We start from the raw sequence: 17,507 nt of genomic DNA, 5'->3' as shown, positions 1-17,507 counted from the left end.
TGCCACGGGTGGCAGCGTGAGGCGACGGCCGCAGCGGCGACCGTCACCCCACGCCGGACCGCCTTCCGCCGGCACGGGGGAACCAGCAGGAAGGGGCGGATGCAGGCCACGCCGTTGTCCACGGCTGAAGTCTTCAACCTCAACCGCGGTGTGGGTCAAGGCCGCCGACCGTACGTACTTGACCCCAACCATGGTTGAGGTTGAAGACTCCCACCATGGACAACGGAACGGTACGCGTGGACATGGTGCTCGACCTCATCTGCGTGCACTCGTACATCGGATACACCCGCCTCGCTCGTGCCGCGGCGCGGTACCGGCAGGCGGGCGGTGCGGTGGAGATCCGTTTCGCGCCCTTCGAACTGGCGCCGGGTGCACCCACCGAGGGCATGCCGCTGCTCGACGCGCTCGCGCAAACGTTCGGCCCCGAGGCAGCCCGCAACGTCGGCCACCTCGCCGCCCAGGCCGAAAAGGACGGACTCGACCTGCACTACGAGCGGGCGATCGCCACCGGGACGTTCGAGGCGCACCGGCTCGTCGCGCGGGCGGCCCGGCAGGGGCTGGCCGAGCCGATGGTCGAGCGGCTGTTCCGGGCGCATTTCACCGACGGGCTCAACATCGGCGACCGCCCGACGCTGGACCGTCTCGCCGCCGAGGTGGGCGTCACGGCCGACGACTCCGGCACGGAACAGCAGGTGCGCACCGCACTGGAGATGGTCCGCGCGGCGGGTGTCACCAGCGTGCCCGTGTTCCGCTTCGAGAACGGCCCCTCGCTGCTCGGCGAGCAGACCGAGGAGGTCTTCCTCGCCGCGCTGAAGGGCTCGACCGCCGACGCCGAGCCGGACCCCGACGGCGTGTCGGACAGTCAGGTGCCCGAGGTCTCCGCGCACATCCGCCAGTACCTGTCGACCAGCGGCGCGCTGGGCCATGACTACTTCGGCTTCCCCACCCTGCTGCTCACCACGCGGGGCCGGCGCAGCGGGAAGCTCTACCGCACCCCGCTGATCTACGGACGCGACGACGACCGGTACGTCGTCGTCGCGTCCAACGCGGCCAAGCCGCGCAACCCCGACTGGTACGAGAACCTCATCGCCCACCCCGACGCCACGGTGCAGCTGATGGCGGACCGGTTCCCGGTGACCGCCCGGCCCGCACAGCCGCAGGAGCGGGACCGGCTGTGGGACCTGATGGCGACTATCTTTCCGCAGTACCGGCAGTACGCGACCGAAACGACCCGGCCGATCCCGGTGGTCGTGCTGGAGCCTGCGGCCCGCTGACCTCGGCCCGGAGGTCAGCCGCGGGGCGGCGTGCCGGCACGCCGCCCCGCGCCCCGATCATTTGGCGGGCAGCGCGACCGACAACTGGTGACGGAAGACGTTCCGGGGATCCCAGCGCGCCTTGACCGCCTGCAACCGGGCGTACCCGTCGCGGTAGTACAACGCCTGGGCGGAGACGCCGGAGGTGTTCCAGGCGGGGTCGACGAGGTCCACATCGGGGTAGTTGATGTAGCAGCCGTCGTTGCGGTCGCCGGGCAGTGGCACTCCCCCGGTGTCCGCGTACACCTCGCGGTAGGCGCGGCGGATCTGGTCCACGTTGACGGCGTCCAGGTTGGGGTCGGCCCAGAACACCGACCACCACGCCTTCATGATGGAATCCCGCTGCGCCGTGGCCGTCGCGCTGGACGACCGTTCGTTGATCTTCACCCCGTACGAGTAGAGCAGGATCGACATGACGCCGCCGACCAGCGGCCCGGTCAGGTGCCGGTACAGGGTGGCGATCTGGGCGTCGGTCCAGGGCTTCCGCAGGTAGGAACTCTTGTTCTTGATCCGGCCGTAGTCGCCCGTGTTCGTCTCGTATCCGAGAACGAACTGCAGCCAGGGGATCACCTTCCGGGTGATCGCCGGGGTCACCGACACATCCTTGCCCACGGCCGCGATGTAGGCGTCCAGGATGCCCTCGGCCCCGGAGACGGACGCGTCGATCTGGACGTCCAGCTCCACGGAGGTGATGAAGCCGGGTTGGACGACACGCTGGTTGATGTGGAATCCGCTGTGCAGGGGTGGGGCCGACGGGCCGGCGTTGGCCGCGTTCCACGCGCCGTGGTTGCGCAGCAACCGCGTGAAGTCCTCCTCGGTGAGGTGTTCCCACGACCAGGTCACCGACTTGGACAGCATCTTGGCGGGTGCGCTGGGCAGCGGGCGGGCGGCGGGCGGCGGGGTCGCGCCGGGAGTGCGGAACCAGTACCGCGTGACGACACCGAAGTTCCCGCCGCCGCCGCCGGTGTGTGCCCACCACAGCTCGCGATTGGGGTCCCCGGCGTCCGAGGTGGCGACGACCGTCTGGGTCCTGCCGTCCGCGTTCACCACCACGACCTCGACGGCGTACAGGTAGTCCACGACGAGGCCGTCGCGGCGCGACAGCGGGCCGTACCCCCCGCCGGCGACGTGCCCGCCCACGCCGACCTGCGGACAGATGCCGCCGGGGATGGTGACTCCCCAGTTCAGGAACAGTGTGCGGTACACCTGGCCGAGCGTGGCACCGGCTTCGACCGCGACCGCCTTGCGGGCCGGGTCGTAACACACCGACTTCATCTCGGAGATGTCGATGATGATGTCGGTTCCGGGGTTGTCGACGAGATCCTCGAAGCAGTGGCCTCCGCTGCGGACCGCGACGCGCTTTCCCGCCTGTACGGCCTCCTGCAGCACAGCGGCGATCTGATCCGCGGAATGCACCACGCGCACCGAATCCGGGCTGGCGACGAACCGCTTGTTGTAGCCACGGCTCACCAGGTCCACGTACCGGGAGTCGGCGGGTCCGACCGTCACCGCGTCCGGGAGCGCGCAGGCGGTGCTCGCCTTGTCGGCGGCCGCCGCGGCGCGCGTACCGATGAGGCCGGTGAGCGCCGCGGCGCCACCGGCACCGGCGGCACCCAGGAGTCTGCGCCGGGTTGTCCTGTTGTCTGTCACGAAGCCTTCCTTCGGATGTCGTCGAGCAGGCGGATCTGGGCCAGGCTGGCGTCCAGTGCGGTCGGGCCCCCGGCGGACACGGCGGCCACGAACGCGGCGACCGTGTTGGCCACCTGGTCGTCGGGGTCCAGCCGCCGCTGCTCGACCCGGCCGTTGCGGTCGAGGTGCAGCACCGGCTGGTGATCGGCGGGCGGGGTGAACGCCCGGTCCAGCGTGATCCGCCCCGCGCTGCCGGTGAGGGTGTAGCTCGATCGGTACGAGTGCTCCATCCCGAACACGAGGGTGGCGACCACTCCGGCCCCGGTACGCAGCAGCGCGGCCCCACGGGTGTCCACCCGCCGCCCGGCGCCCGCGGCGAGCACGGCCCCGCAGACGGTCAGGTCGTCACCGAGCAGATGCAGCGCGGCGCGGACCGGATACACCCCCACGTCGGACAGCGCCCCGCCGCCGAGGTCCGCGCGGTAGCGGATGTCGTCGTCGGCCAGCGGCGGGATCGTGAAGGTGGCCTCGAAACCGCGCAGCTCACCGATCGCGCCGTCGCGTACCAGCTCGGCCACCGTCGCGTGCTGGCGGTGGTGGACGAACATGACGTTCTCCATGAGGACGAGGTGGTGCGCCCGGGCCAGCTCCGCGAGCCGGGCCGTGGCGGCCGGGTCGAGCGTGACCGGCTTCTCGGCCAGGACGTGCTTGCCGGCCCGCAGGGCGGCCTCCACCCAGCTCTCGTGCATCGCGGCGGGCAGCGGCACGTACACCGCGTCGACGTCGTCGCGTTCCAGCAGTGCGGCGTAGCCGGTGACCGGATCGCCGCCGAACTCCGCCGCGACCTTCTCCGCCTTCGCGGCGTCCCGGCTGGCCACCGCGGTCACGACGGCGCCGGGGGTACGGGAGAAGGCGGGCAGCATCCGGCGGCGCGCGATCTCGGCACAGCCCAGGACGCCCAGCCGCACCACGCCCATCAGCTGTCCCCGGTGGCGTTGAGGCAGGCGAGCAGGGTACGGGCCTGCACGTTGACGTAGTGGTTGTGCCGTACCAGGGAGGTGAGCTGGCCCCTGGTCACCCAGGCGAAGCCCGGTGGTGGCTGCAGGGGGGCCTGCCGCTCGTCCACGTCGACGATGAGGTAGCGGCTCTCGGCGTACAGGAACCGGCCGCCCTCCTCCGAATGCAGGGCCTCGTACCGGATGGCCGCCGGGTCGGCGTTGAGCACCAGGTCGAGGAAGGGGGGCCGGTCGGCACCGCTGAGGTGGGCGTAGTTGTCCGGCACGTACTGGACGGTCGGGCCCAGTTCGATGGTGTCGAGGAATCCGCCCTCCACCCGCGCCTGCACCAGGACGTGGGGCACGCCGTCGATCCGCCGGTGCAGGAAGGCGGTCACTCCCGTGCCGCACGGCTCGAACAGCGGCTGGGTCCAGCGGGTGACCTCGCGGTTGCCGGCTTCCACGGACACCGCCACCACCTGGAAGTAGCGGCCGTCCGCGTGGCTGATCGCGTCGTCGTCGCGGATCCAGCCGGGCAGCCCGGCCAGCGGTACGCGGGTGAGGTGCACGTCGTGACCGGCGCGCTCCGCGGTGATCCAGGAGAGCAGTTCGGTGTCCGAATGCAGCGCCGACTCGTAGGCATCGCCGAAGGGCAGGATCGACAGCACCGTCCGGGAGTCCATGTTGATCACGTTGTCGTGGTGCAGGAGCGTCGCGATCTGGCCCAGGGTGAGCCAGCAGAAGCCGTCGTGCAGCGGGACGTCACCGGTGGCCTCGACGACCATGTTGCGGTTGCTCTTGTGCAGGAACCAGGAGCCGTGCTCGGACTGCAGGGTGTCGGCGAGGACGCGGGTCCGGTCCAGACCGGAGGTGAAGTGCTCGATGTAGCGCACGTCGGCGCCGCGGTGCACCTTGCTGTAGTTGCTGCGGGTGGCCTGCACCGTGGGCGACAGCTGGAGCAGGTTGCGGTTGCCCGGCTCCATCTTCGCCTGCATCAGGAAATGCAGTACCCCGTCGAACTCCTTGGCCAGCAAGCCGAGGATGCCCACCTCCGGCTGGCGGATGATGGGCTGGTGCCAGTCGAGGTGCGGGTCGTCGACGGTCACGTGTACGCCCTCGACCGTGAAGAAGCGTCCGCTGCGGTGGCCGAGGTTTCCGGTGTCCGGGTCGAACGACCAGTCCCGCAGGTCGGCGAACGGGATCCGGTCGACAGTGAACCGGTTGGCCTGCCGGCGTTCGTCCAGCCACGCGGCGACGTCGGCCGTGTCCAGCTGGGCGCCGGTCGTGGCGGCGGCGGAACGCCGGATCCGGTCGGACAGGGTCTCATCGGTACGGCGGCGCACCGGGCGTTCGGTCAGCGCCGATGTTGCTGCTGCCATCGCTTCTCCTCAAGCGTCGGTGACGGCCGCGAGGGACGCGACGTACGCGTCCAGCACCCGCCGGAAGTAGTCGTTGTCGAAGCGCAGCCGCCGCACGTCGGGCACGAGCCGGCGTAGCTTCTCCACGGAGATGACGTGGCGGACCCCCACCTCGCGGTAGTCCCGCTGGACGCTCAGCCCCAGCCGCTGCTCCAGGTGGTCGACGATGCGTTCCACCGGAACGGCCACCCCGGACGCGACGTTGACCGTCTCGGCGTGCAGGTCGAGGCCGAGCAGCCGGTCGATGATCGTCACCACGTCGTGGACGTCGATCAGGTCGCGGGCGGCGCCGCTGTGCAGCCGCACCCGGCCCTCGCGCATCTGCCGTACCAGTGCGGGGATGAGCTGGTGGCCGGGCTGCTGGGGACCGACCAGGTGGCCCAGGCGCAGAATCAGATGCTCGGCGCCGCTGGCCCGCAGCTGCTCCTCCAGGGCGAGCTTGTGCGCACCGTACGGCGTGCACGGCGTGACCGGCACATCCTCGCGGCCGGGCCCGGTGACCGCGCCGTACATGCCGGACGCCGCCGTGGAGAAGAACAGCAGCCGGCGCCCGTCCGCCCGGCACTTCTCGGCCACCTCGGCGAGCAGGGTGGCCTCCCGAGCGAAGTCGTCGGCCGAGGTCCCGGCCGCCCACGACACCCCGGCCGCGAGCACCACGGTGGCCGGGTACCGGTCGGCCAGCGGCCTCAGGTGCTGGGCGAGGAAGCCCGTTCCGATGATGTGCATCCAGGAATCCGATCTCGTAGTCGGCACGGGTCAGCGCGCGGCCGGCGAGCCGGCGGCGGCCAGCTCGGCCAGCTCGGCGGCCACCTGCGCCGGCGTGGGGCGTTCGGCCATCTGCGCCCGGAGCCGGTCCGCGGCGGTGCGGTACTCGGGCTCGTGCAGCAGGTCGGCGGCGGCCTGCCGGATCCAGGCGGCGTCGGCCCGCGCGTTGTGCCGCACCCGCGCGACCCCGGCACGGGCGATCCGGTCACCGATGATCTCCTGGTCGCCGCCGGGCGGCAGGGCCAGCTGCGGCACCCCGGCGGCGAGGGCGGTCATGGTGGAGCCGCCGCCACCGTGGTGCACCACCAGGTCGCAGGTGGGCAGCAGCAGGTGCAGCGGCACCTCCCGCATGGCCCGCATCCCCGCCGGCAGGGCGCCGATGCGCTCGTGGTCGGCACCGGTGACCGTGAACAGCACCTCCACGTCGAGGTCGGCGAAGGCCTCGACGAGCCGGGGCACGGGGAACGACCCCTGGCCGAACACGGAACTCACCGAGGTGCCCCACACAACGCACACGCGGGGCTTGTCCCGCGGCTCACGCAGCCAGGTCGGCCACCCGCCGGGCCCGTTGTAGGGCAACTGGCGGATCGGCAGCCGCCGGGCGCGCAACGGCAGCTCGACCCCCGGCGGGCACGGATCGATGACGTGCTCGATCGCCTCGGGACCCCACTCGCCCACGTCGTAGCGGGCGAACGCGCGCGCCGAGTCGACCGCCAGGAAACGCAGGCCGGGCACGCCGGGAACCTCGTCGTCGGGACCGACGGGGCCCCACAGCGTGAGCAGCGCCGGCACGCCCAGCACCCGCGCGGTCAGCGGACCCTCGACGCTCATCAGGTCGTGCACCACCAGGTGCGGGCGCCACCAGCGACCGAACTCGACGGCCGCGTCGGCGTTGTGCACCGCGACGTCGATCAGGCGGGCCTTGTTCTCCTCGATCCAGCCGAACGGGTCGAAGTCGTCCAGCGACCGCACCGGTGCGCCGGTCGCCAGGTCGGGCGGCAGCTCCGCGTACGGCCAGTGCCCGGACCGGGCGTTGACGTGGTTGTGCATCCGGGCCTTGGTGACCAGCTCGCCCGGCCGCAGGATCTCCACCGGTACGAGCCCGGCGCGTTCCGCCGCGACGGTCTGGAACGGCGGGCAGACGACCCGCACTTCGTGCCCCGCCGCCTGCAGCGCCCAGGCCAGCGGCACCATGTTGAGCCAGTGGGTGGTCCAGTCGGAGACCGCCAGCATCACGCGCATCGGTGCGCCGTTCACCCGCGGGCCTTGACGAACTCGCGGATCGAGGACGCGATGTAGTCGATCATCTCCTCGGTCAGGCCGGGGTAGACGCCGACCCAGAAGGTGTGCTCGGTGATGATGTCGCTGTTGGTCAGGTCCCCGACGACCCGGTGCGGCTGGTCGATGTACGCGGGCTGGCGGGTGAGGTTGCCCGCGAACAGCCGGCGGGTGCCGATCTGGCGGTCTTCGAGGAAGGACACCAGCTCGGCCCGGCTGAACGGCGCATCGGGCGCGACGGTCAGCACGAACCCGAACCAGCTCGGGTCGCTGCGCGGTGTGGGCTCCGGCAGGATCAGCCACGGCAGCCCGTCCAGCTCGGCGCGCAGCCGCCGCCAGTTGCTGCGGCGGGCCGCGCAGAAGTCGTCGAGCTTGGCGAGCTGCGTCAGCCCCAGCGCCGCCTGGATGTCCGTCGTCTTCAGGTTGTATCCGACGTGCGAGAAGATGTACTTGTGGTCGTAGCCGGCGGGCAGCGTACCCATCTGGTATTTGAACCGCTTCAGGCACTTGTCGCTCTCGCCCGGCTCGCACCAGCAGTCCCGGCCCCAGTCGCGCAGTGACTCCACGATGCGGGCCAGTTCCAGGCTCGCGGTGAGCACGCAGCCGCCCTCCCCCATGGTGAGGTGGTGGGCGGGATAGAAGCTGACCGTGGTGAAGTCGCCGAACGTTCCGGTGAGCTTGCCGTCGTAGGTGGATCCGACCGCGTCGCAGTTGTCCTCGATGAGGAACAGGTCGTGCTCGGTGGCCAGCGCGGCGATCTCGGTGACCGGGAACGGGTTGCCCAGCGCGTGGGCGATGATGATGGCTCGGGTCCGCGGGCCGATCGCCTGCTGCACCCGCTCCGCTGTCGTGTTGTACGTGGACAGGTCCACGTCGACGAAGACCGGAACGAGGCCGTTCTGCAGGATCGGGTTCACCGTGGTCGGGAACCCGGCCGCCACGGTGATGACCTCGTCTCCCGGCAGGAGCCGCTGCTCGCCGAGGACGTGCGAGGTGAGCGCGGACACCGCGAGAAGGTTCGCCGAGGAGCCCGAGTTGGTCAGGTGGGCCTTGCGGCGCTGCATCTTGCGCGCGAACGCCGACTCGAACTTGCGGGAGCTGACCCCCGCCGCGATCCGCATCTCCAGCGCGGCCTCGACCAGCGCGGTGCGGTCGGTCTCGTCCAGCACGGCGCCGGACGGCCAGATGGGCGTCTGACCGGGGATGAACGGGCGCGGCGGCTGAGCCGCGTGGTGGTAGTCGCGAACCTGGTCCAGCAGGTGTGTCTTCGTCTCGCTGAGGTGCACGTCAGTCCCCTTCGGTGGCGGCACGCGCCATTGCCAGCGCCGCCGCGAGCTGGTCCCGCAGCGACTCGTCCAGTCCCCGCCGGGGGCGCCAGCCCAGCAGTCGCCCGGCTCGGTTGATGTCCAGCAACTGCCACTCCACGTCCACCCGCGCGGACGGGCCGCCGGTCGGCTCGGTCTCCTCGACGCTGACGTCCAGTCCGCTGAGCGCCACCATGCGGTCGACGATCTCGCGGACCGGACGGGCCCGGCCCGAGCCGATGTTGATGATCTGCCCGGTTACCACGCCCGCCGGGGCGTCCGCCGTGGCCAGCACGGCATCGGTGACGTCCCGGACGTCCACGAAGTCCCGCTGGGCGCGCAGCGGTGGCAGCCGCAGCGCCGCGTCGCCGGACCGCCCGTCGCGGGCGACACCGGCCAGGTGCTCGCTGACCGCGCCGAGCAGGCTGCCGGGCCGGGTGCCGGGCCCGCACACGTTGGCCAGGCGCAGGACGACCCCGTCCAGGCCGTGCCCGGCCGCCTCCAGGACGCGCAGCGAGCCGCCCAGCTTGGACCGCCCGTACGGGGTCACCGGCACCGGCGGCTGGTCCTCGCGGGTGGCCGTTCCCGGGGTGCCCGGCCCGTACTCGTGGATGCTGCCGAGCTGCACGAGCCGGGCACCGGGCCGGGTCTCGCGCAGCGCGGCGATGACGTGGTCCAGCACCGCGGCGTTGGCCTGCAGCATCTGCTGGTCGGTCATCCGCCACACCCGGCCGGACGCGTTGACCACGACGTCGGGCGTGCCGTCCGCCAGTGCGGCGGCGAGCGCGCCGTCGTCCGCGGTCAGATCCAGCCGCACCGATCCGGGGCCGCTGGCCGTGGTGGAGCCGCGCAGCACCCGCCAGCCCGCGGCGGCGAAGGCGTCGCCGAGGTGGGTGCCGAGGAATCCGGTCGCGCCCAGGATGAACACGGTGCGCCCGGCGGCCGGGACGCTCATGCGGCGCGCTCGCTGCGCAGGGCGGCCTTCCACCAGCCCGGGTTGTCGCGGTACCAGGCGACCGTCTCGGCCAGCCCGCGCTCGAACGGGATCCGCGGCGCGTACCCCAGCTCGTCCCGGATCTTCGTCTCGTCGATGGAGTAGCGCAGGTCGTGACCCTTGCGGTCGGCCACGGGCCGGACCATCGAGCGGTCGGCACCGCACAGCCGGAGCAGGTGCTCTGTCATCTCCAGGTTGGTGTACTCGTTGCCGCCACCGATGTTGTAGACCTCGCCGGCCCGGCCGCGGGCCAGGACGAGCTGGATCCCCCGGCAGTGGTCGTCCACGTGCAGCCACTCGCGGACGTTGCCGCCGTCGCCGTACAGCGGCACGGTGCGGCCCTCCAGCAGGTTCGTGACGAACAGCGGGATGAGCTTCTCCGGCAACTGGTACGGGCCGTAGTTGTTGGAACAGCGCGTGATGGAGACGTCGAGGCCGTGGGTACGCCAGTACGCCCGCGCGATCAGGTCGGAGCTGGCCTTCGACGCGGCGTACGGCGAATTGGGCTGCAGCGGCCAGTCCTCGGTCCACGAGCCGGTGGCGATGCTGCCGTACACCTCGTCCGTGGAGACGTGCACGACCCGGGGGACACCGGCGCGCAGGCACGCCTCCAGCACCGACTGGGTGCCGCCGACGTTCGTACGCACGAATTCGGCGGCCGCCTCGATGGAGCGGTCCACATGCGATTCGGCAGCCATGTGCACCACCGCGTCGTGGCCCGGGAACAGCTCACCGAGCAGGTCGAGATCGCAGATGTCGCCTTCCACGAACTCCAGCCGCGGGTGACTGGCGGGCAGGTTGTCGCGGTTCCCGGCGTACGTGAGCTTGTCGAGCACGGTGACCCGCGCGTCGGCGAAGTCGGGGTAGCCACCGTCGAGCATGGTGCGGACGAAGTGCGAGCCGATGAAACCGGCGGCGCCGGTGACCAGGATCCTCATCAGGCCGCCACCTCGATGCGCGTGTGGTCGCCGATCACGAGCCGATGTCTTCCGGTCCCGCCGTCGGTACGGACCTCCGCGCTGTCGACGGTGGCCGCCCGGCCGATGATCGAGCCGTGCAGTCCCTTGACGTCGGAGATGCGGGCGCCGTCGAGGGCGATGGAGTAGTCGATGTGCGTGTCGCGCAGGACGCAGTCGCGGCCGATGGAGGTGGCCGGACCGACGTAGCTGTCCTCGATCAGTGTGCCGGCCCCGATCACGGCGGGGCCCACGATGCGCGAACGGACCGCGCGTGCCCCGGCCTCCAGGACGACGGCGCCGGTGATCTGGGAGTCCTCCAGCGTGCCATGCACCGCGAGGCGTACCCCGTCGAGCAGCTCCCGGTTGCAGTCCAGCACGTCCTCGACCGTCCCGGTGTCCTTCCAGTAGCCGCCGTATTCGCTCGCGCGCACCGTGTCGCCGCGCTCGACCAGCCACTGGATCGCGTCGGTGATCTCCAGTTCGCCGCGGGCGCTGGGCTGGATCGCCGCGACGGCCGCGTGGATGGCGGGGGTGAAGAAGTACACCCCGATGAGGGCCAGATCGCTGACCGGCTCCTGCGGCTTCTCCACCAGCCGCCGGACCCGGCCGTCGGGCCACAGTTCCGCCACGCCGAACGCCCGCGGGTCGTCGACCTTGTACACCACGACCTGCGCCGCCGGGCGGTTCGCGGAGAAGTCGCGGGCGATCTCGCCGATGCCCTGCGGCAGCATGTTGTCGCCGAGGTACATGACGAAGTCGTCGTCGCCGAGGAAGTCGCGGGCCAGGGCCACGCAGTGCGCGAGTCCCAGCGGCTGGTGCTGCGGCAGATAGGTGATGTCGCAGCCCAGCCGGGTGCCGTCGCCGAGCGCGTCGGCGATCTGCTGGCCGCGCTCGCCCACGATGATGCCGATCTCGCGGATGCCGAGGTCACGGATGTTGGCGACCACGTGCTCCAGGACCGGCTTGTTGGCGACCGGGATCAGCTGTTTGGGCATCGAATAGCTGAAGGGGCGCAGCCGGGTGCCGGCCCCGCCGGACAGGACAAGAGCCTTCATTGAGGTCTCCCCTCACGGTGGTTGCGTCAGATGTGCTTCTCGAGAACGGCGGAGTCAGATGTGCTTCTCGAGTACGGCGACGAGGTCGGCGGGCGGCGGCATGGTGGCGATCTCGGCCGCCAGGTCGCCGGCGCGACGCCGGAAGGACGGGTCGGCCAGCATCCGCTGGACCGCTCCGGCGATCTCGTCGGCGGTCTCGTGTTCGGGGGGCAGGCTGATGCCCGCTCCCCGGGCGGCGATACGAGCGGCCGGTGCCACCAGCACCGCGCCCTTCGGCAGCAGCAGCTGCGGCAGGCCCGCGTTGAGCGCGGTCAGGCTGGTCACCCCGCCGCCGTGGTGGACCACGACGTCGCAGGTGGTGGCCACGACGTCGAGCGGGACCCAGCCCGCCCTGACATCGGGGTGCTCGGTGCGCAGTCCCTCGGCGACCTCGTCGGGCGCCGCCACCAGCAGCTCGACGTCGAGATCGGCGACCTTGCCGATCAGGTCGGTGAGGAAGCGGTAGTTCTGGTCGTAGGTCTCTCGCCGGGTGACCCGGCTGCCGGAGGTCAGCAGGACCCGCGGCCGGGTGCCGCGGCGGTACATCCACGGTTCGAGCGGGCGTTGCGCGTTGGCCGGGATGAACCGCATCGGCTCGGCCGGGGCCGCCCGCGCCGGGCGCAGGGCGGGTGGGCAGATGTCGATGAAGACGTCGGGTGGGGGCAGCCGGTCCAGGCCCAGGCTTCTCAGCTCGGGGGCCAGTTCCCGCTCGGCGCCGGGATGGATCCCGTCGGCCTCGACCGCGTCCCAGGCCTGCCGCACGAACGGCACCCCGAGTTCCGCGGCCAGCAGCGGCGCCGCGTACGACATCGTGCCGCCGACGATCAGGTCCGGGCGCCAGCCCTCGGCCAGTTCCCGCAGCGGTGGCAGCATGGCGAGCGCCAGCCGGGCGAACCAGCTGCCGGTGAAGCGGGCCTGCGCGGCGGGATCGTCCGGGATGGACACCGGGCTCCCGTCACGGGCGGTGGTGATGAAGTGTTTGATCGGCTGGGCGGTCGTCGGTATGCCGGGCAGCCCGGCGGCGGTGACCACCGGCATCATGTCGTCGGTCGCCGCCAGGAACACCGTGTGGCCGGCGTTGCGCATCGCGGTGGCGAGCGGGGCCAGGGCGAAGATCGTCGCCGGGCTGCCGGCCGCCACAAACAGAACCTTCAAGGGGCCTCCTGACGGCCGTGCCGGGCACGCCGACGGTCATGACGGCGCCTCGGCACGGGTCGTGCCCGTGCCGAGGCGGGAGAGAGGGGGAACGCGCGGCGCGGCCGCCCGGACTGCTCGGATCATCGAGCTGCATCGGGCGGCCGCTGCGGGCCGGGAGCGAGGCGCAATCGGCCGACGTTGACACCTAGGTTCTTCGTCCGCGCCGTGGCGGTCAAGAACGCGCGGGTGCGCAGTTGCACACCCCGCCACCGCCTGCGCGTACGCGGCGGTTGTCCAACCGCTGCTGTCAGGCGGCCGGCGTACCGGACGGGACACCGTCGCGGTCGCCCGGCGCGGGTGCGCCGGGGGCGGCGGGCCCGGCGCCGCGGGCGCGTACGAACCAGGACGCCAGCAGCGCGGTCAGGCTGAGCAGACCGGACAGCAGGAACACCGCCCGGGCCCCGTCCACGACGGCGTGCTGGTACGCGGTCCGCGCCGCCTCGCCCATCCGGGCCAGGCCCGCCGCGGTGAGTTGCGCCTGGCCCGCTCCGGCCGCCACGGCCACTCCGGCATGCGCCAGCGACTGCGCGATCTCGTGGGCGAACAGGGCACCGGACAGGGCCACCCCGATCGTGCCGCCGACGGTGCGCGACAGCGTGGCGGTGGAGGAGGCCACGCCGAGGTCCTTGGGCGCGACGCTGTCGAGCGACAGCAGCAGCGTGCCCTGGATCAGGCACCCCATGCCCGCGCCGAGCAGGAGCATGTAGCCGGCCGCCGTGGCGCGGGTCGTGCCGGTGCCCATGGTGGCCATGAGCAACAGGCTGGCGGCCATCAACGCGCTGCCCAGCAGTACGACAGTGCGCAGTCCCAGGCCGCGCGTGATGAGCTGCCCCACGACTACGTTGATCACCACCATGGACAGCAGGACGGGCAGCAGCAGGAGCCCGGAGTTGGTGGCGGAGGCGCTCTGGACGGTCTGCTGGAACAGCGAGAGGAAGGTCAGGGCGGCGAACATCACGAAGCCGACGACGAGGCCGATGAGCGTGGCCAGCGCGAAGGTGCGGTCGCGGAAGATGCCCAGCGGCAGCACCGGCTCGGCCGCGCGGCGTTCGACAAGGAGCAGCAGGGTGACCGTGAGGACGATCGCGAGCAGCAGGCCGATGATGACCGGTGACTGCCAGGCGTACCGGGTGCCGCCCCACGCGCTCATCAGCACCACGCCGGAGATGGCGGAGGCCAGCAGCACCGCGCCGAGATAGTCGGCCCGCCCCTGGGCGCGGTGCTTCGGCAGGTGCATGCCGACCGCGACCATGGCGAGCCCGGCGATGCCGATCGGCACGTTGATCAGGAAGCACCAGCGCCAGCCGGCGTGGTCGGTGATGAGACCGCCGACGAGCGGTCCGGCGATCATGGTGAGACCCATCGCGGCGGACATGATGCCCTGGTACTTCGCGCGCGACGTGGGCGGGATCAGCTCGCCCATGATGGCGAACGCACTGACCATGAGGCCGCCACCGCCGAGGCCCTGCAGCGCCCGGAAGGCGATGAGCTGCGGGAGGTCCTGGGCGAGGCCGGACAGGACCGAGCCGATCAGGAAGACCACGATGGAGGCGAGGAAGACGCCCTTGCGGCCGTACATGTCGCCGAGCTTGCCCCAGATGGGGGTGGAGGCAGCCGTGGTCAGGGTGTACGACGTGACCACCCAGGACAGGTCGTCGATGCCGCCCAGGTCGCCGACGATCGTGGGGATCGCGGTACCGATGATCATGTTGTCGAGCGTGGCCAGCATCATCGCCAGGATCAGCGCGACGATCGCGGCCCGGATGCCGCCCTGCGGTGGTGCCGTTCGGACCTGCGCGGACATGTCGCCACCCACTCTCGTCGAGATTTGCCGGTGGATCGCGGCGCTCTATTTACTTGCCGCCCGGCTAATTAGTAGCATGACACAGGGGGTCGGTCCACGAAAAGGTTCACGAGGGTCGAAACTCTACAAATCACGCACAGTCGAGGAGAGCGATGAACAAGCCCACTCCGCGCCGCAAGGACACCCGGCAGCGCATCGAGGCCGCCGCCCTCGAACTGTTCGTCGAGCACGGCTACGAGAAGACGTCCCTGCGCACCATCACCGACCGGCTCGGGATCACCAAGGCCGCGCTCTACTACTACTTCCCGGCCAAGGAGGACATCCTGGCCGCCCTCTCCGACCGCCTGCTCGCCGGTCTCGACGACCTGGTCACCTGGGGGCAGCAGCAGCCGCGCACCCCGGAGACCAAGCAGGAACTGCTGCGCCGGTACAGCAGCACCCTGGTCGACGCCGCACCGATCCTGCACCTGGTGCAGGACAACCAGGCATCCCTGCGACTGACCAGCATCGGACAGCGGGTCCGGGAGCGCATCTCGTCCCTGGCCCAGCTCATCGTGGAACCGGACGCCGCGTTGACGGACAACGTACGCGGCATCAGCGCGCTGTTCACTGTCTACTTCGGCCCGTTCGCCCTGCAGCACGTTCAGGGCGACGCCGAGGAGAAACGGCGCGCGGTCCTCGATGTGGCTCTGGAACTCATCACGCCGGGGCCCGCCGCCGGCAGCCCCGACACCCCGACACCCGAGGAGGAACGGTGATGGCGCCCTCGCCCGCCGACGACGAACTCACCGTCGGCCAGCTGGCCGCCCGCAGCGGTGTGAGCGTGTCCGCCCTGCACTTCTACGAGCGGCAGAACCTCATCGCCAGCCGGCGTACGGTCGGCAACCAGCGCCGCTACCCGCGCGACACGCTGCGCCGGGTGGGGCTGATCCGCATCGCCCAGCGCGTCGGCATCCCTCTCGCCCGGGTCGCGGCGGTGCTGGCGCTCCTGCCCGACGGGCGCACACCGACGCGGCAGGACTGGGCCCGGATGACCGCGTGCTGGCAGTCGGACCTCGACGAGCGGCTGCAGCAGATGCAGCAGCTCCGGGAGGACTTCGCCCGCTGCGCCGGGTGCGGGTGCATGTCCCTGGACGGCTGCCCCGTCATCAACCCGGCGTCCCGGTCCGCCGCGCAGCGCCCCGCGGCACAGCACCCCACGGCACAGCACCCCACGACACAGCGCCCCGCGGCGCGGGCCCGGGCGGCCTAAGGCGTGTCTTCAAAGACTCATGACCGTGGATGATGGACGGCGTGATCCGCCGCTATGAGCTGACCGATGCCGAGTGGGAATCCTTGTCGCAGCACCTGCCCTCGGCGGTGACCGGCGGTCGCCCGCGCGAGGATGACCGCCGGGTCCTCAACGGCATCGTGTGGAAGATCCGCTCTGGAGCGCCGTGGCGTGATGTGCCCGGCCGGTACGGCTCCTGGAAGTCGGTCTACACCCGTTTCCGCAGATGGGCACTGAACGGCACGTTCGCGAAGATGCTGGCCGCTGCCCAGGCCGAAGCTGATGCCAACGCTGATATCGACTGGCTGGTCTCGGTCGATTCGACCATCGTGCGGGCCCACCAGCACGCCGCGGGTGCCAGAAAAGGGGGCAGCCGGAAACGGATAAACCGGATCACGCCCTCGGACGATCTCGCGGTGGACTGAGCACCAAAATCCATCTCGCCTGCGACGGCGCCGGCCGGGTCCTGGCATTCGTGCTGACCGGCGGCAACGTCAACGACTGCACACGCTTCGAGCAGGTCATGGACGCCATTAGCGTCGACCGGCGCGGGCCGGGCCGTCCACGGACCCGGCCCGAACATGTCATCGCCGACAAGGGCTACAGCAGCCGGGGTATCCGACGTTACCTGCGCCGCCGCGGCATCGCTCACACCATCCCGGAACGCGCCGATCAGCAGAAACACCGCCGCAACCGAGGTCCCCGCGGCGGCCGGCCGCCCACGTTCAACATGCGGGTCTACCGGCACCGCAACGTCGTAGAACGCTGCTTCAATCGCCTCAAACAATGCCGGTCCGTGGCTACCCGCTACGACAAGACCAGCACCTCGTACCAGGCGACCGTCACCATCGCCGCACTCCTGCAGTGGCTATGACCCTTTGGCGACACGCCCTAGCGGCTCAGCCGCTGCGGCGGGGACACGTCGCGCCAGTGCGCCAGGATTCCCTGGGCCATGGCGTCCGACAGGCTGATGGCCGCGCGGTCGGCGTCCGACATGACCGGGTCCGCGCAACCCCACGGCACGGCCAGATCCGGGTCCATGGGGTCGATGTTGATCTGCGAACCGGGCACGTACGTCGTGGACACCACGTAACAGATGCACGTGTCGTCGGTGAGGGCCACGAAGCCGTGCCCCACCCCCTCCGGGATGTAGACGCACCCACCCGAGGCGGCGTCCAGCACGGTGCTCTCGTGCTGCCCGAACGTCGGCGAGCCGATCCGCAGATCCACCACGAAATCCCGCAGCGAGCCGCGCACACAGGTGACGAACTTCGCCTGCCCCGGCGGCAACGTGACGCTGTGGATGCCGCGCAGGGTGTTGCGCCGCGAGACCGAGTAGTTGATCTGGCGCGGAACGAACTCCACCCCGGCCGCCTCGGCGAGCGCGTCGACCCGGAACGCCTCGAAGAACGCTCCCCGTGCGTCGCGGAACTGGTGCGGTTCGATCCGGAAGACACCCGGCATCGCGGACTCGTGGATACGCATGC

At 71.2% G+C, this 17,507-nt stretch carries 15 protein-coding genes and 2 pseudogenes; 5 read left to right on the top strand and 12 right to left on the bottom strand.

The features are described 5' to 3' along the window. Positions 1-215: 215 nt before the first annotated feature. Together ACMCNN_RS04780 and ACMCNN_RS04775 are read left to right on the top strand one after the other, a co-directional pair. A pseudogene (locus ACMCNN_RS04780) lies at positions 216-800 on the top strand (DsbA family protein); the annotation flags it as partial. A gap of 51 nt (positions 801-851) precedes the next feature. Further along, positions 852-1,274 carry a nitroreductase family deazaflavin-dependent oxidoreductase gene (locus ACMCNN_RS04775; RefSeq protein ID WP_412747058.1) on the top strand — a complete coding sequence of 141 codons (423 nt, stop codon included), beginning with the start codon at positions 852-854 and terminating at the stop codon, positions 1,272-1,274. 57 nt (positions 1,275-1,331) lie between these two features. On the opposite strand, the gene ACMCNN_RS04770 is transcribed toward ACMCNN_RS04775, so the two are convergent. The 11 genes from ACMCNN_RS04770 to ACMCNN_RS04720 form a co-directional block, all read right to left on the bottom strand. Continuing rightward, positions 1,332-2,963, bottom strand: a complete 1,632-nt coding sequence (locus ACMCNN_RS04770) for an FAD-binding oxidoreductase (protein ID WP_412744955.1) — start codon at positions 2,961-2,963, stop codon at positions 1,332-1,334. After that, positions 2,960-3,919 (bottom strand): Gfo/Idh/MocA family protein, encoded by a 960-nt coding sequence (locus tag ACMCNN_RS04765; RefSeq protein WP_412744954.1) that lies wholly within the window; start codon positions 3,917-3,919, stop codon positions 2,960-2,962. Before ACMCNN_RS04765 ends, ACMCNN_RS04770 begins: the two co-directional genes overlap by 4 nt. Next, the gene (locus ACMCNN_RS04760; RefSeq protein ID WP_412744953.1) at positions 3,919-5,316 is read right to left on the bottom strand and encodes an NDP-hexose 2,3-dehydratase family protein; all 1,398 of its coding nucleotides are present in this window, start codon (positions 5,314-5,316) and stop codon (positions 3,919-3,921) included. Before ACMCNN_RS04760 ends, ACMCNN_RS04765 begins: the two co-directional genes overlap by 1 nt. 9 nt (positions 5,317-5,325) lie before the next feature. Continuing rightward, a complete protein-coding gene (locus ACMCNN_RS04755; protein ID WP_412744952.1) occupies positions 5,326-6,081 on the bottom strand; it encodes an NAD-dependent epimerase/dehydratase family protein in 756 nt (251 codons plus the stop codon). Positions 6,082-6,111: 30 nt separating this feature from the next. Next, the gene (locus ACMCNN_RS04750; RefSeq protein WP_412744951.1) at positions 6,112-7,362 is read right to left on the bottom strand and encodes a nucleotide disphospho-sugar-binding domain-containing protein; all 1,251 of its coding nucleotides are present in this window, start codon (positions 7,360-7,362) and stop codon (positions 6,112-6,114) included. Between the two features lie 11 nt (positions 7,363-7,373). Continuing rightward, positions 7,374-8,684, bottom strand: coding sequence for a lipopolysaccharide biosynthesis protein RfbH (rfbH, locus tag ACMCNN_RS04745; protein WP_412744950.1), 1,311 nt, complete (start codon positions 8,682-8,684; stop codon positions 7,374-7,376). A 1-nt stretch (position 8,685) separates the two neighbouring features. Continuing rightward, positions 8,686-9,657, bottom strand: a complete 972-nt coding sequence (locus ACMCNN_RS04740) for an NAD-dependent epimerase/dehydratase family protein (RefSeq protein WP_412744949.1) — start codon at positions 9,655-9,657, stop codon at positions 8,686-8,688. Then, positions 9,654-10,634 carry a dTDP-glucose 4,6-dehydratase gene (gene rfbB, locus ACMCNN_RS04735; protein WP_412744948.1) on the bottom strand — a complete coding sequence of 327 codons (981 nt, stop codon included), beginning with the start codon at positions 10,632-10,634 and terminating at the stop codon, positions 9,654-9,656. The genes ACMCNN_RS04740 and rfbB overlap by 4 nt, the downstream gene beginning before the upstream one ends. Continuing rightward, a complete protein-coding gene (locus ACMCNN_RS04730; protein ID WP_412744947.1) occupies positions 10,634-11,710 on the bottom strand; it encodes a glucose-1-phosphate thymidylyltransferase in 1,077 nt (358 codons plus the stop codon). Before ACMCNN_RS04730 ends, rfbB begins: the two co-directional genes overlap by 1 nt. 54 nt (positions 11,711-11,764) lie before the next feature. Continuing rightward, entirely contained in the window at positions 11,765-12,904 is a 1,140-nt protein-coding gene (locus ACMCNN_RS04725; RefSeq protein ID WP_412744946.1) for a glycosyltransferase, read from the bottom strand. Positions 12,905-13,193: 289 nt separating this feature from the next. Continuing rightward, entirely contained in the window at positions 13,194-14,750 is a 1,557-nt protein-coding gene (locus tag ACMCNN_RS04720; RefSeq protein WP_412744945.1) for an MDR family MFS transporter, read from the bottom strand. A gap of 152 nt (positions 14,751-14,902) precedes the next feature. Between ACMCNN_RS04720 and ACMCNN_RS04715 the strand changes: the two genes are divergently transcribed. From ACMCNN_RS04715 to ACMCNN_RS04705, 3 genes and pseudogenes are all read left to right on the top strand, one after another. Beyond that, positions 14,903-15,508: a TetR family transcriptional regulator gene (locus ACMCNN_RS04715; RefSeq protein ID WP_412744944.1), complete on the top strand. Its 606-nt coding sequence runs from the start codon at positions 14,903-14,905 to the stop codon at positions 15,506-15,508. Beyond that, positions 15,508-16,002, top strand: a complete 495-nt coding sequence (gene soxR / locus ACMCNN_RS04710; protein ID WP_412744943.1) for a redox-sensitive transcriptional activator SoxR — start codon at positions 15,508-15,510, stop codon at positions 16,000-16,002. Before ACMCNN_RS04715 ends, soxR begins: the two co-directional genes overlap by 1 nt. A gap of 44 nt (positions 16,003-16,046) precedes the next feature. Next, positions 16,047-16,894 (top strand): annotated as a pseudogene (locus tag ACMCNN_RS04705) (IS5 family transposase). 17 nt (positions 16,895-16,911) lie between these two features. Here the strand turns inward: ACMCNN_RS04705 and ACMCNN_RS04700 are convergent. Next, entirely contained in the window at positions 16,912-17,505 is a 594-nt protein-coding gene (locus ACMCNN_RS04700; RefSeq protein ID WP_412744942.1) for a dTDP-4-dehydrorhamnose 3,5-epimerase family protein, read from the bottom strand. Positions 17,506-17,507 lie beyond the last annotated feature (2 nt).

The organism is Krasilnikovia sp. MM14-A1004 (assembly GCF_047159485.1).
Lineage (GTDB): Bacteria > Actinomycetota > Actinomycetes > Mycobacteriales > Micromonosporaceae > Actinoplanes.
Note: the sequence above shows the minus strand (reverse complement) of the source record. Positions and strands in the feature narration are given on the sequence as shown.